The following is a 21,604-nucleotide window of genomic DNA, read 5'->3' on the forward strand; positions in this document are numbered from 1 at the left end:
CCCCAGGGAGCTCTCTTCATGGCCTCGTCGCCAACCCCTTCCGCTGACAGCCGGACCCGTGCCGCCGCCCTACGAGATGCGCTCGCCACCCGAGTGGTGGTGGCGGACGGCGCCATGGGCACGATGCTCCAGGCCCAGGACCCGACACTCGAGGATTTCGAGAACCTCGAGGGCTGCAACGAAATCCTGAACCTCACGCGCCCCGACATCGTCCGGTCCGTCCACGAGGAGTACTTCGCCGTGGGTGTCGACTGCGTCGAGACCAACACCTTCGGGGCGAACCACTCCGCGATGGCGGAGTACGACATCCCCGAGCGCGTCCACGAACTCTCCGAGGCGGGCGCCCGGATCGCACGCGAGGTCGCGGACGACTTCACCCGGAAGACCGGGCAGCAGCGCTGGGTGCTGGGCTCCATGGGCCCCGGCACCAAGCTGCCGACCCTCGGCCACGCCCCGTACACGACGCTGCGTGACGCCTACCAGCAGAACGCCGAGGGCATGATCGCCGGCGGCGCCGACGCACTCCTGGTCGAGACCACCCAGGACCTGCTCCAGACCAAGGCCGCCGTCCTCGGCGCCCGGCGTGCCCTCGACGTCTCGGGCCTGGACCTGCCGCTGATCGTCTCGGTGACCGTCGAGACCACCGGCACCATGCTGCTCGGCTCGGAGATCGGTGCGGCGCTGACCGCGCTGGAGCCGCTCGGCATCGACATGATCGGACTGAACTGCGCCACGGGCCCGGCCGAGATGAGCGAACACCTGCGCTATCTCGCCCGCCACTCCCGCGTACCGCTGTCCTGCATGCCGAACGCGGGCCTGCCGGTCCTGGGCAAGAACGGCGCCCACTATCCGCTGACGGCACCCGAACTGGCCGACGCCCAGGAGACCTTCGTACGCGAATATGGCCTCTCCCTGGTGGGCGGCTGCTGCGGTACGACGCCGGAGCATCTGCGCCAGGTCGTCGAGCGCGCACGGGAGCTGACGCCCACCGAGCGGCACCCCCAGCCCGAGCCCGGCGCCGCCTCCCTCTACCAGACTGTCCCGTTCCGCCAGGACACCTCGTACATGGCCATCGGCGAGCGCACCAACGCCAACGGCAGCAAGAAGTTCCGCGAGGCCATGCTGGACGCCCGCTGGGACGACTGCGTCGAGATGGCCCGCGACCAGATCCGCGAAGGCGCGCACATGCTCGACCTGTGCGTCGACTACGTGGGCCGCGACGGCGTCGCCGACATGGAGGAGTTGGCCGGCCGCTTCGCCACCGCCTCCACGCTGCCCATCGTCCTGGACTCCACCGAAGTCGACGTCATCAAGGCGGGGCTGGAGAAGCTGGGCGGCCGGGCGGTCATCAACTCCGTCAACTACGAGGACGGCGACGGCCCCGAGTCGCGGTTCGCGAAGGTCACCCGGCTCGCACAGGAGCACGGCGCCGCGCTGATCGCGCTGACCATCGACGAGGAGGGCCAGGCCCGTACGCCCGAGAAGAAGGTCGAGATCGCCCAGCGGCTCATCGCCGACCTGACGGGCAACTGGGGCATCCACGAGTCCGACATCCTCATCGACACCCTGACCTTCACCATCTGCACGGGCCAGGAGGAGTCCCGCAAGGACGGCATCGCCACCATCGACGCGATCCGCGAACTGAAGCGCCGTCACCCGGACGTACAGACCACGCTCGGCCTGTCCAACATCTCCTTCGGCCTCAACCCGGCCGCCCGCATCCTGCTCAACTCGGTCTTCCTCGACGAGTGCGTCAAGGCGGGCCTCGACTCGGCGATCGTGCACGCGAGCAAGATCCTGCCGATCGCCCGCTTCGACGAGGAGCAGGTCACCACCGCCCTCGACCTCATCTACGACCGTCGCTCCGAGGGTTACGACCCCCTCCAGAAGCTGATGGAGCTCTTCGAGGGCGCGACCACCAAGTCCCTGAAGGCCGGAAGGGCCGAGGAGCTGGCCGCGCTGCCGCTGGAGGAGCGGCTCAAGCGGCGCATCATCGACGGGGAGAAGAACGGGCTCGAAGCCGACCTCGACGACGCGCTGAAGGACCGCCCGGCGCTCGACATCGTCAACGACACCCTCCTCGAGGGCATGAAGGTCGTCGGCGAACTGTTCGGTTCCGGCCAGATGCAACTGCCGTTCGTGCTGCAGTCCGCCGAGGTCATGAAGACCGCGGTGGCCTATCTCGAACCGCACATGGAAAAGGTCGAGGGCGACGAGGGCAAGGGCACCATCGTGCTGGCGACCGTGCGCGGCGACGTGCACGACATCGGCAAGAACCTCGTCGACATCATCCTGTCCAACAACGGCTACAGCGTGGTGAACCTGGGCATCAAGCAGCCCGTCTCCGCGATCCTGGAGGCCGCCGAGGAGCACCGCGCCGACGTCATCGGCATGTCCGGTCTCCTGGTGAAGTCCACCGTGATCATGAAGGAGAACCTGGAGGAGCTCAACCAGCGCAAGCTGGCGGCCGACTTCCCGGTGATCCTCGGCGGCGCGGCCCTGACCCGCGCTTACGTCGAGCAGGACCTGCACGAGATCTACGAGGGCGAAGTCCGCTACGCCCGCGACGCGTTCGAGGGCCTGCGCCTGATGGACGCCCTGATCGCCGTCAAACGCGGGGTACCCGGTGCGACGCTGCCGGAGCTCAAGCAGCGCCGGGTGCGGGCGGCCTCCGCACAGGTCGAGGAACGTCCGCAGGAAGAAGGCGCCGTCCGCTCGGACGTGGCGGTCGACAACCCCGTCCCCGAGCCGCCGTTCTGGGGCACCCGCGTCATCAAGGGCATCCAGCTCAAGGAGTACGCCTCCTGGCTGGACGAGGGTGCGCTGTTCAAGGGCCAGTGGGGTCTGAAGCAGGCACGCACGGGCGACGGACCCACGTACGAGGAACTGGTCGAAACCGATGGCCGCCCCCGGCTGCGCGGACTGCTCGACAAGCTGCAGACCGAGAACCTCCTCGAAGCGGCCGTGGTCTACGGCTACTTCCCCTGCGTGTCCAAGGACGACGACCTGATCCTCCTGGACGAGGCGGGCAACGAGCGCACCCGGTTCACCTTCCCGCGTCAGCGCCGCGGCCGCCGACTGTGTCTCGCCGACTTCTTCAGGCCCGAGGAGTCGGGCGAGACGGACGTCGTCGGGCTGCAGGTCGTCACCGTCGGTTCGCGGATCGGCGAGGAGACGGCGAAGCTCTTCGAGTCCAACGCCTACCGCGACTACCTCGAACTGCACGGCCTGTCCGTGCAGTTGGCCGAGGCACTGGCGGAGTACTGGCACGCACGGGTGCGCACGGAACTCGGCTTCGCCGGTGAGGACCCCGCCGAGATGGAGGACATGTTCGCGCTGAAGTACCGCGGCGCCCGCTTCTCGCTCGGCTACGGAGCCTGCCCGGATCTGGAGGACCGCGCGAAGATCGCCGAGCTCTTGGAGCCCGAGCGGATCGGCGTCCAGCTCTCCGAGGAATTCCAGCTGCACCCGGAGCAGTCCACGGACGCCATCGTGATTCACCACCCCGAGGCGAAGTACTTCAACGCCCGCTAAGGATGAGTTCACACTGAGGCGGCCTTGCGAGGGCACGCTGAGACGGCCCCGTGCCGGACTCTCAGTGTGCCCTCGTGCAAGGCGATTAAACCGAGCACTTCCCCGACGAGCGTCGTAGACTGGTCGGTCCAGCGCAGGCCGGTTCCCTCTGGGGAGCCGGCCTTCTCGTCCCTCTTGGAGGTGTGCCCGGATGACCAGTACGGTCCCCGCACTCGGTACCCGTACGGCCGAAGGCTCAGCCCTGCAGGCCGTGCTCCTCGACATGGACGGAACCCTGGTGGACACCGAGGGCTTCTGGTGGGACGCCGAGGTCGAGGTGTTCGCGCGCCTCGGCCACAGGCTCGACGACTCATGGCGCCATGTCGTGGTCGGCGGTCCCATGACCCGCAGCGCGGGTTTCCTCATCGAGGCCACCGGAGCCGACATCACCCTGGCCGAACTCACCGTGCTGCTGAACGACGGGTTCGAGGACCGTATCGGCCGCGCCCTGCCGCTGATGCCGGGCGCCGCGCGGCTCCTGGCGGAGCTGGCCGCGCACGAGATCCCGACCGCCCTGGTCTCCGCTTCCCACCGCCGCATCATCGACCGCGTACTGACCTCGCTCGGCCCGCGGAACTTCGCCCTGACGATCGCGGGCGACGAGGTCGAGCGCACCAAGCCGCACCCCGATCCCTACCTGCTGGCAGCCGCGGGGCTCGGCGCCGATCCGGTCAGATGCGCGGTCGTCGAGGACACCGCGACAGGTGTCACGGCCGCCGAGGCCGCCGGCTGTCATGTGGTGGCCGTGCCCTCCGTGGCACCGATCGCCCCCGCCCACCGGCGTACCGTCGTGACCTCCCTGGAAGAGGTCGACCTGCCCTTTCTACGCGGTCTGATGGCGGCGTGAAGAGACTCAATGAGGCTTTGCCGAGCGCCTGACGACGGAAAAGCGCTCATCGTTGACCCAGGGTAAACAGTTGAATATGCGAAAAACTGCATGGTCATGCCATCGGAATAATTCGACCCCCGCCGGATGGCTGAATTCCACGACCTCTCCACCCTGTCGACGGTGTGACGTTCACCACCCACCGGCGGGTCGACAGGGAAGGTTTGGTGTGCAGTGAACCCCTTTCCAGGGGTGGTCGGCGTGCCCTTGTGTCCCATTTCGGGGGGCACTGAACGAATCCTTCCGCTGCCGGGTTCCGGTGCGTCCACGCCCGGTTCCAAAGCGTGATGGGAACTCAACTCCGGTGCCTGCAAGACGTTCTGCCGCTGCGGACTAATCTCGTCGCGAGAACATCGCCGTAACCCTGATGATCCGCGAGTGCCACCCCAGCCCGCCGGGTTCTCGGGATCGACAGCTCTGGAGAACTTCGAGCATGAACCGTAAGACTTTGGTGCTGCCGGCCGTGATGGGCCTGCTCGCCCCGGTCCTTGCCGCGTGCGGCGGATCCGGCGGCGGGGCTCAGGGCGACGACGCCATCGTCGTGGGCACCACCGACCGGTTCGCCGCCTCGAAGGAGGCGCCGGCGCCGCTGGACCCGGCGTACGCGTACGACAACGCCCCCTGGAACGTCCTCCGCCAGACCATCCAGACGCTGATGACCATGCCCGACGGCGGTGGTGACCCCGAGCCGGAGGCCGCCGAGAAGTGCGGCTTCACCGACACCGGCAGCGAGCGTTACGCGTGCACCCTGCGCGAGGGCCTCAAGTTCGCGAACGGCGACCCGGTGACCGCCTCCGACGTGAAGTTCTCGATCGACCGCGCACTGCGCCTCAAGGCCGACAGCGGTGTCTTCGCGCTGCTCTCCACCATCGACACCGTCGAGACGCGGGGCGACCGTGAGGTGATCTTCCACCTCAAGACCGCCGACGCCACGTTCCCGTTCAAGCTGTCGACACCGGTCGCGGGCATCGTCAACCCCGACGACTACGACAAGAACAGGCTGCGCGACGGCTTCTCGGTGGACGGCTCCGGACCGTACACCCTCGACGCCAAGGTCAAGAACGACGAAATCGTCAAGGCCGTCTTCACCAAGAACCCGCATTACAAGGGGCAGTTGGACGTCAAGAACGACAAGGTCGAGCTGCGCTACTTCGGCAGCTCGTCCGCGATGGGCACCGCCCTCCAAAAGGGCGACATCAGCATGATGGCCCGCACCATGTCGCCCGAGCAGATCAAGAAGCTCCAGAACGACAAGTCCACGGACATCAACCTGATCGAGCAGCCCGGCCTGGAGATCCGCTACCTGGGCTTCAACACCAACGCCCCACAGGTGAAGACCAGGGCGGTCCGTCAGGCGGTCGCGCAGGTCATCAACCGGGGCGAGATCGTCTCCAAGGTGTACGGCACCGGCGCAGACCCGCTCTACTCGATGGTGCCGGCGAGCCTCACGGGCCACTCCAACTCGTTCTTCAACGAGTACGGCAACCCCAGCACCGACAAGGCCGCAGCCCTCCTGGCCAAGGCGAACATCACCACGCCCGTGAAGGTGACGCTGCACTACACGACCGACCACTACGGTCCGGCCACCAAGGACGAGTTCGAGCTGCTGCAGAAGCAGCTGAACGACAGCGGTCTGTTCGACGCCGACATCAAGGGCGAGAAGTGGACGACGTACCGCCCGAAGGAGCAGAAGGGCGAGTACGGGATCTTCGGCATGGGCTGGTTCCCGGACTTCCCCGACGCCGACAACTACCTCGCGCCGTTCCTCGACAAGAACAACACCATCAACTCGCCCTACGTGAACAAGGAGATCCGCGACGACCTGATCCCCCAGTCCCGCCGTGAGGCCGACCGGCTCAGCGCGTCAAAGAGCATCGAGGAGATCCAGACCATCGTCGCCCAGGACGTTCCCCTGCTGCCGGTGTGGCAGGGCAACCAGTACGTCGCCGCACGCAGCGACATCACCGGCGCCGAACGGGCCCTCAACTCCTCCGCGACCCTGCAGCTGTGGGAGCTCGGCCACGGCGTCCGCAGTTGACCACTGCGGAGCCAGCGACTGACCGGACTTCGAGACCAACGACAAGGCACACGCACGTGAACAAGCGCACCAAGAGGGCTGCTCTGCCCGTCGCGGCGGGGCTGGCCGCCGGCCTGCTGACCGGCTGCGGATCAGGGACGGACGACTCCGGGGAAACCGGCTCGTCCGTCGTCATGGGGATGACCGACGCCGTGCAGGCCACGGACCCCGCATCGGGCTACGACCCTGGTTCCTGGCTTCTCTTCAACAACGTCTTCCAGTCCCTGCTGAGTTTCCCCAAGGGCGGTACGGAGCCGGAGCCGGAGGCCGCCCAGGCCTGCTCCTTCACGGACACTCAGACCAAGGTCTACAAGTGCACCCTGCGCGACGGTCTGAAGTTCAGCAACGGTGACCCGCTCACCTCGGAGGACGTCAAGTTCTCCTTCGACCGCATGATGAAGATCGACGACGCCAACGGCCCCGCGATCATGTTCCCCATGCTGGACAAGGTGGAGACCCCTGACGAGGAGACGGTCGTCTTCAGACTGAAGGTCGCCGACGCCACCTTCCCCAGCAAGATCGCTTCCGGCGCCGGCTCGATCGTGAACCACCGGTCGTACGCGGAGGACGAACTGAACGCGGACGGCAATGCCGTCGGCTCCGGCCCCTACACGCTGGACTCCTTCGACAAGAACAAGGCCGTCTTCTCCGTCAACAAGAACTACAAGGGCACCGCCAAGGTGCAGAACGACGGCGTGACCCTGAAGTTCTTCCACGGCGACCGGAACCGCCTGAAGAAGGCCCTCCTCGACAAGGAGATCGACGTCGCCTACCGCGGCCTCGCCGCCCAGGACATCGCGGACATCCAGAAGAACACGACCAACAGCCAGGACATCGACGTCATCGAGGGCTCCAGCGCCGAGGTGCAGCACCTGGTCTTCAACACCAAGGACCCGGTGGCGGGCAAGCTGAGCGTCCGCAAGGCGATCGCCTATCTCCTCGACCGCGAGGCCCTGGTCAACCAGGTCTACGAGTCCACGGCGACGCCGCTGTACTCGATCATCCCGGCCGGCATCACGGCCCACAACACGGCCTTCTTCGACACCTACGGCTCCCGCCCGTCGAGCGACAAGGCCGAGGCCGCGCTGCGCGCCGACGGCATCACCGACAAGGTGAAGCTCACCCTCTGGTCGACACCGGCGCGCTACGGCCCGTCCACGGACCAGGAGTTCGAGGCGATAGCCAAGCAGCTCAACGCCAGCGGTCTGTTCGACGCCACCGTGAAGTCCGTCGCCTACGGCCAGTACGAGAAGGACATCGCGGCCGGCAAGTACGGCGTGTACGTGAAGGGTTGGGTACCCGACTACCCGGATCCGGACAACTTCACGGCCCCGTTCTTCGGCAAGGGCAACGTGCTGGGCAACAACTACACCAACAGCACCGTCACCGGGCAGCTCATCCCCGAGACCGCCGCCCAGAGCGACCGCTCGTCGACCGAGCAGCAGTACGGACGACTCCAGGACATCGTCGCCGACCAGCTCCCGGTCCTCCCGATCTGGCAGGCCAAGCAGTACGCGGTCGTCCACGACAACGTGTACGGCCTGGAGAACTGCCTCGACCCGTCGACCGTGTTCCGGTTCTGGGAGATCAGCAAGGACTGATCACCGCGCGCATACGGCGATGGCCGCCCCCCTTCGAAAGGGGAGCGGCCATCGCCGTATGACAGGTGCGCGCGCCTACTGCGCGCCAGGCCGCACCAGACCGCTCTCGTACGCGTACACCGCCGCCTGCACGCGGTCGCGCAGACCCAGCTTGGTGAGGACGTGCCCCACGTGCGTCTTGACCGTGGTCTCGCTGACGAAGAGGTCCGCGGCGATCTCCGCGTTCGACAGTCCGCGTGCCACCAGCTTCAGCACCTCGACCTCGCGCTCGGTCAGCGTGTGCAGCGTGTCCGGCACCGGCTCGTCGCCCGAGGGCAGATGGCCCGCGTACTTGTCGAGCAGCCGGCGCGTGATGCTCGGCGCGAGCATCGCCTCACCCCCGGCGACCACACGGATCGCCTGCACCAACTCGTTGGCCGGGGCGTCCTTGAGGAGGAAACCGCTGGCGCCCGCCCGCAGCGCCTCCACCACATACTCGTCGAGGTCGAAGGTGGTCAGCACCAGGACCTTCGCCGGACCGTCCCGACCGGGTCCGGTGATCTGCCGGGTCGCCTCCACACCGTCCATCCGCGGCATACGGATGTCCATCAGCACCACATCGGGCTGCAGCGCACGTACCTGGTCGAGTGCCTGCAGGCCGTCTCCGGCCTCGCCGACGACCGCGATGTCCTGCTCCGCCTCCAGGATCATCCGGAAGCCGGTACGCAGCAGCGGCTGGTCGTCGACCAGTAGGACACGGATGGCCACGTAAGTCTCCTTCGCTAGTCCGGCCCCATTCTGCCCTGCGCGGCACCGCCCGACTCCGGCGCCCTCACCGGTAGGGGATATGGCGGGGGAGTACCGCCGAATTCCGGACATACCTCCTGGTGATCGCACCAGCCGCAGAGTTTGGTACGTCGCGGCCGCCAGTCGCCGGACTCGGTCGCCCGGCGGATCGCGTCCCACAGCGCGAGCAGCTTGCGCTCGACGCGCTCCAGGTCCGCGATCACCGGGTCGTAGGTCAGCACATCACCGCTGCCGAGATAGACGAGCTGGAGACGGCGGGGGACGACGTTCTTCAGGCGCCACACCACCAGGGCGTAGAACTTCATCTGGAACAGCGCGCCCTCGGCGTACTCCGGACGCGGGGCCTTGCCCGTCTTGTAGTCGACGATCCGCACCTCGCCCGTCGGCGCCACGTCGACCCGGTCGATGATGCCGCGCAGAGTGAGGCCCGAATCGAGCCGGGCCTCCACGAAAAGCTCGCGCTCGGCGGGCTCGAGACGAGTCGGGTCCTCCAGCGTGAACCAGCGCTCGACGAGCTGCTCGGCCTCGGTGAGCCAGCGCGCCAGCCGCTCACCCGCGGCCTCCTCGTCCGAGTCGGCGAACAACTCGGCCAGCTCCGGCTTCGCCTCACGCAGCCGGTCCCACTGCCCGGGGACCAGCGACTTCGCACGCGGCGCCGTGCGCTCCGTGGCCGGCGCGTCGAAGAGCCGCTCCAGCACCGCATGCACCAGCGTGCCGCGCGTCGCCGCCTCGCTCGGCTTCTCGGGGAGCTTGTCGATCACCCGGAAGCGGTACAGCAACGGACACTGCATGAAGTCGCCGGCGCGCGAGGGCGACAGCGAGGCCGGGGGTACGGCGGTCGCGGGCTCGGTGCCGGTGCCGGCCTGCGCGACGCCGTCGTCAGTGCTCGTTTCCATGACGACAGACCTTACGGCCCGCCACTGACACCAAGAGGAGCACGAACACGACACACGGTGACGTACGCGCGGAGCGCGACGGCACGGCCAACTGAGGGGGTGCCGGGGCGAAACACACCGCGACGGCCGCATACCATCGACCACAGGACCTCTCGCTCATCTATGACCGATGACCGATGACCGCGAGCGGGAGACGCGTCGAACGAGAGGAAATCGTGGACGAGAGCGGCGGGAGCGGGCAGCCGCGATCCGGTACGGACGAAGCGACCGAGCACCCCGCGGTGCCGGACGCCACCACCGCACACCCGCGCTCCGACGCGGACCCGGCGGATCGCACCACCCGCCCGGACCCCACCGACTCCGCCACCTCCAACGAGCCTTCGGGCACAGGGAGGCGGGAGAAGCCCACAGCCGCCACACGCCGCTCCGACGCGACCGGCGAGCCCCCCGCATCGCCGCCCGCGGACACCACCGCCACCGAGAGCGCCGACGTCCCTGTGGACACCCCGACGGCCGCACAATCCACGACGGCGGAGACAGCCGACGCGCGCCGCGAGAGCACTGAGGGCCAGAGCCCCGAGAGCCCTGAGAGCCCTGAGAGCCCTGAGGGCCCGGCGGACAGCCCCGTGCGGCAGGAAGCCGCGGACCAGAGAGCCGCGGTCGCCCCTGCCGCCGCCCAGCCGTCCGGCGCTACGGGGCACGGACGCGACAGTGGCGTGGCTCAGGCCTCCTCACGAGGCGATGAACCGGGGGAGAAGCGACGTGACGGCGCCGGCGGCGGCCCCGACGGGCGGGCCCAGACCGGCGGCCGGGGGCCGAGGCCCCCGCGACGTGGCAAGGAGCCCGGCGGCGGGCTCCTCATGGGGCGCCCCTTCGGGGTGCCCGTGTACGTCGCGCCCAGCTGGTTCCTCGTGGCCGCACTCATCACCTGGGTCTTCGGCGGCCAGCTCGACCGCGTACTGCCCGAACTGGGCGCCGCCCGCTACCTCGTCTCCCTCTTCTTCGCGGTCGCCTTCTACGCCTCCGTACTCGTCCACGAACTGGCCCACACCGTCGCGGCCCTCCGCTTCAAACTGCCGGTACGCCGCATCCAGCTGCAGTTCTTCGGCGGCGTGTCCGAGATCGAGAAGGAGTCCGAAACCCCGGGCCGCGAGTTCGTACTCGCGTTCGTCGGCCCCCTGCTCTCCCTCGTCCTCGCCGGCGTCTTCTACCTCGCCCTGATGACCGTCGAGCCCGGCACCGTCCCCGGCGTCCTGCTCGCCGGCCTGATGATCTCCAACCTGATCGTCGCCGTCTTCAACCTCCTCCCCGGCCTGCCCCTCGACGGCGGCCGCATGCTCCGCGCCGTCGTCTGGAAGATCACCGGCAGGCCCATGACCGGCACCATCGCCGCCGCCTGGGTCGGCCGCGCCCTCGCGATCTCCGTACTGATCGGACTGCCCCTGCTCACCCAGTCCGGAGCGCTCGGCACCGACGCCGAGGACATCGGCGGCATGGACACCGTCACGGACGCCCTGCTCGCCGCCATCCTCGCCGCGATCATCTGGACCGGCGCCGGAAACAGCCTCCGCATGGCCCGCCTCCGCGAACACCTCCCCGAGCTGCGCGCCCGCTCCCTCACCCGCCGCGCCGTCCCCGTACAGACCGACACACCGCTCTCCGAGGCCCTGCGCCGCGCCAACGACGTCGGCGCCCGCGCCCTGGTCGTCGTCGACGCCGACGGCGAACCCCTCTCACTCGTCCGCGAGGCCGCCATCGTCGGCGTACCGGAACACCGCCGCCCCTGGGTCGCCGTCAGCGGCCTCGCCCAGGAGCTCACCGACGGCATGCGCGTCTCCGCCGAGCTCGCCGGCGAGGCACTCCTCGACGTCCTGCGGGCCACCCCCGCCACCGAGTACCTGGTCGTCGAGGAATCCGGCGAGATCTACGGCGTCCTCTCGGCCGCCGACGTGGAACGCGCCTTCGTCAAGGCCATGGCCAGGCCCAGCTGAGCTGCACTTATTTGCGCTCGGTTCGCCTGTGGTCCTGGGCTCCCGCCCGGACCGGTAGGCTGGTCACATGTCCGAACCGACCGGTGCAGCCCGCCGACGCGGGCCCTTCAAGGTCGGGGACCAGGTCCAGCTCACTGACCCCAAGGGACGCCACTACACGTTCACGCTCGAAGCCGGGAAGAACTTCCACACCCACAAGGGTTCCTTCCCGCACGACGAGCTGATCGGCGCCCCCGAGGGCAGCGTTGTCCGCACCACGGGGAACGTCGCCTATCTCGCGCTGCGCCCCCTGCTCCCCGACTACGTCCTGTCCATGCCCCGCGGCGCTGCCGTGGTCTACCCCAAGGACGCGGGGCAGATCCTGTCCTTCGCCGACATCTTCCCCGGCGCCCGCGTCGTGGAGGCAGGCGTCGGCTCCGGCTCGCTCAGCAGCTTCCTGCTGCGCGCCATCGGCGACCACGGCATGCTGCACAGCTACGAGCGCCGCGCGGACTTCGCCGAGATCGCGCAGGCGAACGTGGAGCGCTACTTCGGCGGCCCGCACCCCGCCTGGCAGCTCACCGTCGGCGACCTCCAGGACAACCTTTCGGACACCGACGTCGACCGCGTCATCCTCGACATGCTCGCCCCCTGGGAATGCCTGGAAGCCATCTCCAAGGCGCTCGTCCCCGGCGGCATCCTGTGCTGCTACGTCGCGACCACCACCCAGCTCGCCCGGACCGTCGAGTCCATCCGCGAGATCGGCTGCTTCAACGAGCCGACCGCCTGGGAGTCGATGATCCGCAACTGGCACATCGAGGGTTTGGCCGTCCGACCCGACCATCGCATGATCGGACACACCGGCTTCCTGCTCACCGCCCGCCGCCTCGCCGACGGCGTCGAGCCGCCCATGCGCCGTCGCCGTCCCGCCAAGGGCGCGTACGGCGAGGACTACGCCGGTCCGAACGCCGACGGAGGCACCGCCACCAGCCGCTGAGACGGCCCGTGCCGCGTACAACGCGCAAGCGCCGTGGCTGAGTTCCCGAACACCCTCGGGAACTCGGCCACGGCGCTTTTGTGTTGACGCCGTGCCACAACCCGTGACCCCGCCGTTCCCCCTCACTGTGACGTATGGCACGATGCTGGCCACCCCCACCCCCACCGGCACAGGCCTCACAGGAGACACATCTCTCGTGCAGCAATCCGTTGTCCCGGAACTCGCACACACACGCAGCCGCCCGATCCACTGGGTCGCCACGGCCACCGCCCTCGCAGGAGTCGTCGCGGCCGGCTCCTTCCTGCAGCCCGACCAGGCCACCGCCGCCCAGCCGGGCGGCCTCGGGGCGAAATCCGCCGCAGCCGTCACAGCGCCCCCCGATCCCGCCGGCGTCGACTTCCCGATCGAGTGCGGCCCCACCAAGGTCATCGTCCAGAAGAAAGCCTCCGCGGACCTCGACGGCGACGGCCGGCCGGAAACGGTGGCAGTCGTTCGCTGCGACGCGCTCGCCAGTACCCCGCCCAACGGCGTCTACGTCCTCACCCAGGCCGCCGACGCACCCAAACCCCGTGTGGTGGCCACCCTCATCGACCCGAAGGACCGCCTCACCGTGTCGGACTTCGCCGTACGTGACGCCACCGTCACCGCCACCCTCCTCGGCTACTCGTCGCCCGACGTTCCCAGTTGCTGCCCGGACACCACCGAGCGAGCCAAGTGGCAGTGGAAGAACGGCACGTTCGTCCGCTCCACCCCCGCCGGCGCCCAGAGCGTGTGACGAACCAGACATAACGCGACCGGCCCGGTCCACCACGACACGGCGGACCGGGCCCCTGCCCGTGCGAGTTCGGGAAACCTCACCCCCGGAACCCGCGCTCGTGTGGCCGAACTCACGCCCGCGCAGGACCGATCAGCACCAAGAAATGACGTGCCGTGATCGCGGAACTACTCCGCGTCCGGGCCGTACACCTCGGCCTTGTCCGAAACGCGACGTACATGAATGCACTCACCCGGACACTCCTTCACGGAGTCGGTCACATCCCGCAGAAGCGGCAGCGGCACGGGCGTTGCGGCGCCCGGGGCCTGCAACAACTCGTCGTCGGAGCCCTTCACGTACGCCAGCCCGTCGATGTCCAGCTCGAAGACCTCGGGTGCATACTGGGCGCAGATGCCGTCGCCAGTACAGAGGTCCTGATCAATCCAGACCTCCAGGGCCTCGCCGCTGACGCCGGCCTCCTGCTGCACGCTCATATCTCCTGCCGTTTCCTGTGCCGAGCCATCCGAGACGAAAGGCAAGTCGGCCCAGCTCTGACGGGTGTTGAACGCTGCGAGCCTACAACCGTCCGCTTTCCGATGTTGTTGGATGGGTATCCCCCTGGCGTGAGGGAGAGCGCAAGGGTGAAGATCGGACACACCCCGACCGTCTTTGTGATCTAGGGGTTTCAATCGACACCCACCCAGGTAGGGTCTGGAAGCGTCCAGCTCCCCTTGGAGGAGGTGAGGACCGTGGCAGCCCACGACGACGACATGAACCGCGGCATCCGCCCGGGACGAGGGTCCGACGACCCCGCCGGGCAGATTGCCTACCTTGAGCAGGAGATCGCCGTCCTGCGACGCAAGCTCGCCGACTCTCCGCGTCACACGAGGATTCTCGAAGAGCGGATCGTCGAGCTGCAGACCAACCTGGCCGGCGTGTCCGCACAAAACGAGCGACTCGCCAACACGCTCCGTGAGGCCCGAGACCAGATCGTGGCCCTCAAGGAGGAAGTCGACCGGCTCGCACAGCCGCCGGCCGGCTTCGGCGTCTTCCTCGTGGCGAACGAGGACGGCACTGCCGACATCTTCACCGGGGGCCGCAAGCTCCGGGTGAACGTCAGCCCCAGCGTGGAGCTCGACGAGCTCAGGCGCGGCCAGGAAGTGATGCTCAACGAAGCGCTCAACGTGGTCGAGGCCATGGAGTACGAGCGCGTCGGGGACATCGTCACCCTCAAGGAAATCCTCGAGGACGGCGAGCGCGCCCTGGTACTCGGGCACACCGACGAAGAGCGGGTGGTACGGCTCGCCGAGCCACTGCTGGACGTCAACATCCGCCCCGGTGATGCCCTCCTGCTCGAACCCCGTTCCGGCTACGTCTACGAGATCGTTCCGAAGAGCGAGGTCGAGGAACTCGTCCTCGAAGAGGTCCCCGACATCGGCTACGAGCAGATCGGCGGTCTGGGCGGCCAGATCGAGATGATCCGCGACGCGGTCGAGCTCCCGTACCTCTACCCCGACCTCTTCCGCGAGCACGAGCTGCGGCCACCCAAGGGCGTGCTGCTGTACGGGCCCCCCGGATGCGGCAAGACGCTCATCGCCAAGGCCGTCGCCAACTCGCTGGCCAAAAAGGTCGCCGAAGTGACCGGACAGGCCGCAGGCAAGAGCTTCTTCCTCAACATCAAGGGCCCCGAGCTCCTGAACAAGTACGTCGGTGAGACCGAGCGGCAGATCCGCCTCGTCTTCCAGCGCGCACGGGAGAAGGCCAGCGAGGGCACACCCGTCATCGTCTTCTTCGACGAGATGGAATCCCTCTTCCGCACCCGCGGCTCCGGCGTCAGCTCGGACGTGGAGAACACCATCGTCCCGCAGCTGCTCGCCGAGATCGACGGCGTGGAAGGCCTGCAGAACGTGGTCGTCATCGGCGCCTCCAACCGCGAGGACATGATCGACCCCGCCATCCTGCGCCCCGGCCGCCTCGACGTGAAGATCAAGATCGAGCGTCCCGACGCCGAAGCGGCCAAGGACATCTTCCAGAAGTACCTCACCGAGCGCCTCCCGCTCCACGCCGAGGACGTCGCCGAGCACGCGGGCGACAGGGGCTCCACTGTCCAGGGCATGATCCAGACCGCCGTGGAACAGATGTACGCCGAATCCGAGGAAAACCGCTTCCTGGAGGTCACCTACGCCAACGGTGACAAGGAAGTCCTCTACTTCAAGGACTTCAACTCCGGAGCCATGATCGAAAACATCGTCGGCCGCGCCAAGAAGATGGCCATCAAGGACTTCCTGGAGCACAGCCAGAAGGGCCTGCGGGTCTCCCACCTGCTCCAGGCCTGCGTCGACGAATTCAAGGAAAACGAAGACCTACCCAACACGACCAACCCGGACGACTGGGCTCGAATCTCCGGAAAGAAGGGCGAACGGATCGTCTACATCCGCACCCTCATCACCGGAAAACAGGGCGCCGACACCGGACGCTCCATCGACACGGTGGCGAACACCGGTCAGTACCTGTAAAAGACAGGGCGGCTGCGGGTGCCCTCACCGGGTACCCGCAGCCGACTGTTTTCCAGGGCGCAACCGGAGCGGAGCAATGACGCAAATGATCTCCCCACCAGGGCAAAGGCGTTCTAGGCTCTTCCGTACCGCCGAGTCGCGCAGTGCGGGGACGGGCACCGCACACGCACCGGAGCACCAGCGGTACTTGAGCTGCGCCCCCGACCGAGGGCGCCGCCGGGCAAGGAGGGCCGCATGACCGTACGGCGAGTAATGGGCATCGAGACGGAGTACGGGATCTCCGTCCCCGGCCACCCCAACGCCAATGCCATGCTCACCTCGTCCCAGATCGTCAACGCATACGCGGCGGCGATGCACCGGGCGCGCCGCGCCCGGTGGGACTTCGAGGAGGAGAACCCGCTGCGCGACGCGCGAGGCTTCGACCTCGCCCGCGAGGCCGCCGACGCCAGCCAGCTCACAGACGAGGACATTGGCCTGGCCAACGTCATCCTCACCAATGGAGCACGGCTGTACGTGGACCACGCGCATCCGGAGTACAGCGCACCGGAGGTCACCAACCCGCGCGACGCGGTCCTGTGGGACAAGGCAGGCGAGCGCATCATGGCGGAGGCCGCCGAACGCGCGGCCCAGCTCCCCGGCGCCCAGCCGATCCACCTCTACAAGAACAACACCGACAACAAGGGCGCCTCCTACGGCACGCACGAGAACTACCTGATGAAGCGGGAAACCCCCTTCTCGGACATCGTGCGCCACCTCACGCCGTTCTTCGTGTCCCGCCAGGTCGTCACCGGCGCGGGCCGCGTCGGCCTCGGTCAGGACGGCCACGAGCACGGCTTCCAGCTCAGCCAGCGCGCGGACTACTTCGAGGTCGAGGTAGGCCTGGAGACCACCCTCAAGCGGCCCATCATCAACACACGCGACGAGCCGCACGCCGACGCCGAGAAATACCGCCGCCTCCACGTGATCATCGGCGACGCGAACCTCTCGGAGATCTCCACCTACCTCAAGCTCGGCACCACGGCCCTGGTCCTCTCCATGATCGAGGACGGCTTCATCGCCGTGGACCTCGCAGTGGACCAGCCGGTGCGCACGCTGCACCAGGTCTCCCACGACGCCACCCTCAAACGCCTGATCACGCTCCGTAGCGGCCGGACGCTCACCGCGGTCCAGCTGCAGATGGAGTACTTCGAGCTGGCGCGCAAGTACGTCGAGGAGCGCTTCGGCGCGGACGCGGACGAGCAGACCAAGGATGTGCTGACCCGCTGGGAAGACGTCCTGGGCCGCCTGGAGAGCGATCCGATGAGCCTGGCCGGCGAACTCGACTGGGTCGCCAAACGGGAGCTCATGGAGGGCTACCGGCGCCGTGACAGCCTCGACTGGGACGCGGCCCGGCTGCACCTCGTCGACCTCCAGTACGCCGACGTACGCCCCGAGAAGGGCCTCTACAACCGCCTGGCGGCCCGCGGCAAGATGAAGCGCCTGCTGGACGACGAGGACGTCCTGAAGGCCCAGACCAAGCCGCCGGAGGACACACGGGCGTACTTCCGCGGCCGCTGCCTGGAGCAGTACGCCGACGACGTCGCGGCGGCCTCCTGGGACTCGGTGATCTTCGATCTGCCGGGCCGGGACTCGCTGCAGCGCGTGCCAACCCTCGAACCCCTTCGCGGAACGCGTAATCACGTGAAGGAGCTCCTGGACCGCTGCCGCACGGCAGAAGACCTGGTCAGGGTCCTGTCGGGCGGCTGACCGGCCCTGGCCGGGCCCGCGAGCGTGCGGGGACAGGCGGGGTGGAAAAAGGCGGCGTACGGGAATCATCGAGGTGGCCCCCGGACGTTGGAGTAACTGCGGGGCCGATGTCGGACCCTGCTTGTAGGGTCTGATCAAGAACGTCGAACCGAGCGGGGTGAGGGTTATGGCGACCAAGGACACCGGCGGCGGGCAGCAGAAGGCCACGCGTTCCACCGAGGAGGTCGAGGAGACCGCGCAGGACGCGGAGGCCTCGGAGGACCTCAAGGAACGCCAGGAGAAGCTGAGCGATGACGTGGACTCCGTCCTGGACGAAATCGATGATGTGCTCGAAGAGAACGCGGAGGACTTCGTCCGTAGTTTCGTTCAGAAGGGCGGCGAGTAGCCTTCGAATCGAAGGGTGACGGGGGCTCTGAGGTTGGCGAACGAAGAAGGTGTGAAGCGCTGTGTGCGGTGCGGCGAGGACAAGCCGCGCACGGCCTTCGCCCGCAAGCGATCAAACCTCGATGGCTTGCAGCGCCATTGCCAGGACTGCGCGACCAACTATCACTGCCGAGCACCGGAGCCTCCAGTGCTAGGGCCCGACGACAACGTGCCTGAAGGACACAAGCGCTGTCGGAGCTGCGGGGAGGTAAAGCCGCACAGCGAGTGGCATCGAAAAAGCAGCGCTGCCGATGGCCTGGCCGGCCGCTGCAAGGCTTGCCGGGCGGCAGTGGCGCCCGCACAACATCTTCGGCGTAAGTACGGCCTGACCGTGGCCGAGCGTGACGAGATGATCGCCTCCCAGATGGGCTTGTGTGCGATCTGTCTAGAGGCTCCTGCTGTTCATGTGGATCACTGCCACGAGACGGGTAGGGTCCGTGGCGTACTGTGCTTCAACTGCAATTCCGGCCTCGGTCTGTTGAGGGACGACCCCGAAGCTGCGTACCGAGCTGCCGACTACCTGGAAGGAAACGCGTGGAAGCCAACACTCGTAGCACCGGGCGTCTACCAGCTGCCTTCCTGACGCCTGGGTCGTCGTCCTTCATGGACTTCCTGTCCGAGCACCAGCCGGAGATGCTCCCGGGCAAGCGGCAGCTGCCGCCTGTCCAGGGCGTGATCGAGGCGCCGCACGGCACGACGATCGTCGCCGCCACGTTCCCCGGCGGTGTCGTGCTCGCCGGTGACCGGCGAGCCACGATGGGTAACGTCATCGCGCAGCGTGACATCGAGAAGGTGTTCCCGGCCGATGAGTTCTCGGCGGTGGGTATCGCCGGTACGGCGGGGTTGGCCGTGGAGATGGTCAAGCTCTTCCAGCTGGAGCTGGAGCATTTCGAGAAGGTGGAGGGTGCCACGCTCTCGCTGGAGGGCAAGGCGAACCGCCTGTCGACGATGATCCGGTCCAATCTCGCCATGGCCATGCAGGGCTTGGCGGTGGTCCCGCTGTTCGCGGGGTACGACGTGGACCGCGAGAAGGGGCGCATCTTCTCGTACGACGTGACGGGTGGCCGCTCGGAGGAGTCGGGCTTCGCGGCCACGGGCTCCGGTTCGATCTTCGCGCGCGGTGCCATGAAGAAGCTCTACAGCGATGATCTGAACGAGCAGCAGGCGACGACGCTGGTTGTGCAGGCCCTGTATGACGCGGCCGACGACGACTCGGCGACGGGCGGTCCGGATGTCGCCCGCCGGATCTACCCGATCGTCACCGTGATCACCGAGGAGGGTTTCCGCCGGCTCACCGACGAGGAGTCCTCCGAGATCGCCCGCTCGATTCTGGAGCGGCGCCTGGAGCAGCCCGACGGCCCGCGCGCCGCGCTGCTCTGACAGCGGCCCTTCTCTTATCAGGTGGTCCAGTGACTTCGACAGAAAGGGACGGATAACCGGTGTCGACGCCGTTCTATGTCTCACCCCAGCAGGCCATGGCCGACCGGGCGGAGTACGCCCGGAAGGGCATCGCCCGGGGCCGCAGCCTTGTGGTGCTGCAGTTCGCCGACGGGATTGTGTTCGTCGGTGAGAACCCGTCCCGTGCGCTGCACAAGTTCAGCGAGATCTATGACCGGATCGGTTTCGCGGCCGCCGGTAAGTACAACGAGTACGAGAATCTCCGCATTGGTGGTGTCCGGTATGCGGACCTGCGGGGTTATACCTATGACCGTGATGATGTGACTGCCCGCGGTCTCGCCAATGTCTATGCGCAGACGCTCGGCACCATCTTCTCCAGTGCGGCTGAGAAGCCGTATGAGGTGGAGCTTGTGGTGGCCGAGGTGGGTGAGACGCCGGAGGGTGACCAGATTTACCGGTTGCCGCATGACGGGTCGATCGTGGATGAGCACGGTTCGGTGGCGGTCGGCGGCAATGCGGAGCAGATCAGCAGCTATCTGGATCAGCGTCACCGGGAGGGCATGACGCTCGCGGAGGCGCTGAAGCTGGCTGTTCAGGCCCTGTCCCGCGACACGAACGGCAGTGAGCGGGAGATTCCCGCGGAGCGTCTGGAGGTTGCGGTCCTGGACCGTACACGTCCGCAGCAGCGCAAGTTCAGGCGCATTGTGGGCCGTCAGCTGTCCCGCCTGCTGGCGGGGGACGGTACGGGCGCGGAGTCGGAGGCGGAGGCCGAGGGCGATTCCGATGGCTCCGGGAGCTCCGGGGGCTCCGAGGTCGAGAAGTAGCGGGCTCATCTCGCCTGTTTGTGTGCCCCGGCCGTCTGTGGCCGGGGCGCGCGGCGTTCAGGGCAGGTGTGGGGGCGCCGTGGAGCCTCGTACGACCAGTTGGACGGGGATGTCACGGTCGGCGGGTGTGCGGCCGTCCAGGACGGTGAGGAGTGCCTTCATGCCGCGTTCGCCGAAGAGTTCGGCGTCCAGGCGTACGGTCGTCAGTTCTGGGTCGATGGCGGTGGCGATGGCCAGGTCGTCGACTCCGGTGATGGAGAGGTCGTCGGGGATGCGCAGGCCGAGCCGTCGGGCCGCTTTGTAGGCGCCGGCGGCCAGTTTGTCGTCGTCGCAGACGACTGCGGTGGGCCGGGGGCCGGGGGTGGCGAGGGCGGTTTCGGCTGCCGTGAGGGCGTCCTCGATGGTGATCGGTGCGGCGATGGTGCGTACCTGGGCGCCGGGGGCCTTGCTCACGCGTGTGGCGAGTTCGTTTGCGCGTATGTCGAATGTCCAGGAGGCGATGTCGGCCGCCAGATGGAGGAATCGGCGGTGGCCGAGGCCGAGCAGGTGTTCCGCGACCTGTCGCATGCCGTCTCTGATGTCGAGGTTGACGGTTGCGGCGCCGAGGCTGCCGTCGGGGTCGCTGTCGAGCATGACCAGGGGCAACTGGTCGCCGTGGATCGCGGTGAGTGCGTCGGCGGCCATGGAGGAGGCGATCACGCCGTCGAGGGCGGCGGGTGCCGATCCGAAGGGGTCGCGGGCAGGGCCGATGCCTTGGGGTGAGGGGTAGAGGACGACGCCGAAGTCGTGTTCGGCGGCGACGCGGGCGGCGCCGGTGTAGACGCCGGCGAAGAATTCGGTGGTCAGGGCGGGCACGACGAGCAGTACGGTGCGTGTGCGGCCGAGGCGGAGGTTGCGGGCGGCGAGGTTGGGCCGGTAGCCGAGCTCCTGTGCGGCTTGGCGGACTCGGTCGGCTGTGGCCTCGGAGACTCTTCCGCGCCATTTCTCGCCCAGTACGAGTGAGACGGCGGCCTGGGAGACGCCGGCGACCTGGGCGACGTCGCGGCTTGTGGGGCGCGTGCTACCTCGTGCCACCGTCGACCTGTTCTTTCTTCTGGACTCGCGGACAGCGCACATGGTACGTATGGCCAGGTTAGTTATACGTACAACCTCGGGTG

General features: G+C 67.8%; 17 protein-coding genes. 13 read left to right on the forward strand and 4 right to left on the reverse strand.

The window, feature by feature from the left end:
• The first annotated feature begins 18 nt into the window (after positions 1 to 18).
• The 4 genes from metH (at position 19) to FE633_RS13905 (ending at position 8,137) form a co-directional block, all read left to right on the forward strand.
• Positions 19 to 3,534, forward strand: coding sequence for a methionine synthase (gene metH, locus FE633_RS13890; protein ID WP_138045448.1), 3,516 nt, complete (start codon positions 19 to 21; stop codon positions 3,532 to 3,534).
• Positions 3,535 to 3,724: 190 nt separating this feature from the next.
• Complete coding sequence (locus FE633_RS13895) at positions 3,725 to 4,420, forward strand: HAD family hydrolase (protein ID WP_138045449.1); 696 nt, start codon at positions 3,725 to 3,727, stop codon at positions 4,418 to 4,420.
• Between the two features lie 472 nt (positions 4,421 to 4,892).
• Positions 4,893 to 6,497: an ABC transporter substrate-binding protein gene (locus FE633_RS13900; RefSeq protein ID WP_138045450.1), complete on the forward strand. Its 1,605-nt coding sequence runs from the start codon at positions 4,893 to 4,895 to the stop codon at positions 6,495 to 6,497.
• A gap of 56 nt (positions 6,498 to 6,553) precedes the next feature.
• On the forward strand, positions 6,554 to 8,137 hold the full coding sequence (locus FE633_RS13905; protein ID WP_138045451.1) for an ABC transporter substrate-binding protein: 1,584 nt from the start codon (positions 6,554 to 6,556) through the stop codon (positions 8,135 to 8,137).
• A gap of 75 nt (positions 8,138 to 8,212) precedes the next feature.
• On the opposite strand, the gene FE633_RS13910 is transcribed toward FE633_RS13905, so the two are convergent.
• Positions 8,213 to 8,884 (reverse strand): response regulator, encoded by a 672-nt coding sequence (locus tag FE633_RS13910; protein WP_030560260.1) that lies wholly within the window; start codon positions 8,882 to 8,884, stop codon positions 8,213 to 8,215.
• Between the two features lie 14 nt (positions 8,885 to 8,898).
• Positions 8,899 to 9,819, reverse strand: a complete 921-nt coding sequence (locus FE633_RS13915; RefSeq protein WP_138045452.1) for a RecB family exonuclease — start codon at positions 9,817 to 9,819, stop codon at positions 8,899 to 8,901.
• Positions 9,820 to 10,034: 215 nt separating this feature from the next.
• Between FE633_RS13915 and FE633_RS13920 the strand changes: the two genes are divergently transcribed.
• From FE633_RS13920 to FE633_RS13930, 3 genes are all read left to right on the forward strand, one after another.
• Complete coding sequence (locus tag FE633_RS13920) at positions 10,035 to 11,810, forward strand: site-2 protease family protein (protein ID WP_138045453.1); 1,776 nt, start codon at positions 10,035 to 10,037, stop codon at positions 11,808 to 11,810.
• 67 nt (positions 11,811 to 11,877) lie between these two features.
• A complete protein-coding gene (locus FE633_RS13925) occupies positions 11,878 to 12,786 on the forward strand; it encodes a tRNA (adenine-N1)-methyltransferase (protein WP_119101874.1) in 909 nt (302 codons plus the stop codon).
• Between the two features lie 196 nt (positions 12,787 to 12,982).
• Positions 12,983 to 13,561, forward strand: coding sequence for a hypothetical protein (locus FE633_RS13930; RefSeq protein WP_138045454.1), 579 nt, complete (start codon positions 12,983 to 12,985; stop codon positions 13,559 to 13,561).
• Between the two features lie 167 nt (positions 13,562 to 13,728).
• On the opposite strand, the gene FE633_RS13935 is transcribed toward FE633_RS13930, so the two are convergent.
• The gene (locus FE633_RS13935; RefSeq protein WP_138045455.1) at positions 13,729 to 14,034 is read right to left on the reverse strand and encodes a ferredoxin; all 306 of its coding nucleotides are present in this window, start codon (positions 14,032 to 14,034) and stop codon (positions 13,729 to 13,731) included.
• A 255-nt stretch (positions 14,035 to 14,289) separates the two neighbouring features.
• Here FE633_RS13935 and arc point away from each other — a divergent pair, with 255 nt between their 5' ends.
• The 6 genes from arc to prcA all read left to right on the forward strand — a co-directional run bounded on the left by arc (position 14,290) and on the right by prcA (position 20,447).
• Complete coding sequence (arc, locus tag FE633_RS13940) at positions 14,290 to 16,056, forward strand: proteasome ATPase (RefSeq protein WP_138045456.1); 1,767 nt, start codon at positions 14,290 to 14,292, stop codon at positions 16,054 to 16,056.
• A 234-nt stretch (positions 16,057 to 16,290) separates the two neighbouring features.
• The gene (gene dop, locus FE633_RS13945; RefSeq protein WP_138045457.1) at positions 16,291 to 17,802 is read left to right on the forward strand and encodes a depupylase/deamidase Dop; all 1,512 of its coding nucleotides are present in this window, start codon (positions 16,291 to 16,293) and stop codon (positions 17,800 to 17,802) included.
• Between the two features lie 166 nt (positions 17,803 to 17,968).
• On the forward strand, positions 17,969 to 18,187 hold the full coding sequence (locus FE633_RS13950; RefSeq protein ID WP_138045458.1) for a ubiquitin-like protein Pup: 219 nt from the start codon (positions 17,969 to 17,971) through the stop codon (positions 18,185 to 18,187).
• A gap of 327 nt (positions 18,188 to 18,514) precedes the next feature.
• Positions 18,515 to 18,808, forward strand: a complete 294-nt coding sequence (locus FE633_RS49475; RefSeq protein ID WP_425473174.1) for an endonuclease VII domain-containing protein — start codon at positions 18,515 to 18,517, stop codon at positions 18,806 to 18,808.
• Positions 18,760 to 19,605: a proteasome subunit beta gene (gene prcB / locus FE633_RS13960; protein WP_138045460.1), complete on the forward strand. Its 846-nt coding sequence runs from the start codon at positions 18,760 to 18,762 to the stop codon at positions 19,603 to 19,605. Before FE633_RS49475 ends, prcB begins: the two co-directional genes overlap by 49 nt.
• A 59-nt stretch (positions 19,606 to 19,664) precedes the next feature.
• Complete coding sequence (gene prcA, locus FE633_RS13965; RefSeq protein WP_138045461.1) at positions 19,665 to 20,447, forward strand: proteasome subunit alpha; 783 nt, start codon at positions 19,665 to 19,667, stop codon at positions 20,445 to 20,447.
• A 57-nt stretch (positions 20,448 to 20,504) separates the two neighbouring features.
• On the opposite strand, the gene FE633_RS13970 is transcribed toward prcA, so the two are convergent.
• Positions 20,505 to 21,521: a LacI family DNA-binding transcriptional regulator gene (locus FE633_RS13970; RefSeq protein WP_171059944.1), complete on the reverse strand. Its 1,017-nt coding sequence runs from the start codon at positions 21,519 to 21,521 to the stop codon at positions 20,505 to 20,507.
• Positions 21,522 to 21,604: the final 83 nt, after the last annotated feature.

The organism is Streptomyces montanus, assembly GCF_005786655.1.
GTDB lineage: Bacteria > Actinomycetota > Actinomycetes > Streptomycetales > Streptomycetaceae > Streptomyces > Streptomyces sporangiiformans.

What these genes read in the sequence shown, in the direction of transcription:
- FE633_RS13900 (WP_138045450.1), top strand. Translation starts at nt 4,893, where the DNA reads ATGAACCGTAAGACTTTGGTGCTGCCGGCCGTGATGGGCCTGCTCGCC.
- FE633_RS13950 (WP_138045458.1), top strand. Translation starts at nt 17,969, where the DNA reads ATGGCGACCAAGGACACCGGCGGCGGGCAGCAGAAGGCCACGCGTTCC.
- dop (WP_138045457.1), top strand. Translation starts at nt 16,291, where the DNA reads ATGACCGTACGGCGAGTAATGGGCATCGAGACGGAGTACGGGATCTCC.
- FE633_RS13915 (WP_138045452.1), bottom strand. Translation starts at nt 9,819, where the DNA reads ATGGAAACGAGCACTGACGACGGCGTCGCGCAGGCCGGCACCGGCACC.
- FE633_RS13895 (WP_138045449.1), top strand. Translation starts at nt 3,725, where the DNA reads ATGACCAGTACGGTCCCCGCACTCGGTACCCGTACGGCCGAAGGCTCA.
- FE633_RS13935 (WP_138045455.1), bottom strand. Translation starts at nt 14,034, where the DNA reads ATGAGCGTGCAGCAGGAGGCCGGCGTCAGCGGCGAGGCCCTGGAGGTC.
- metH (WP_138045448.1), top strand. Translation starts at nt 19, where the DNA reads ATGGCCTCGTCGCCAACCCCTTCCGCTGACAGCCGGACCCGTGCCGCC.
- FE633_RS13925 (WP_119101874.1), top strand. Translation starts at nt 11,878, where the DNA reads ATGTCCGAACCGACCGGTGCAGCCCGCCGACGCGGGCCCTTCAAGGTC.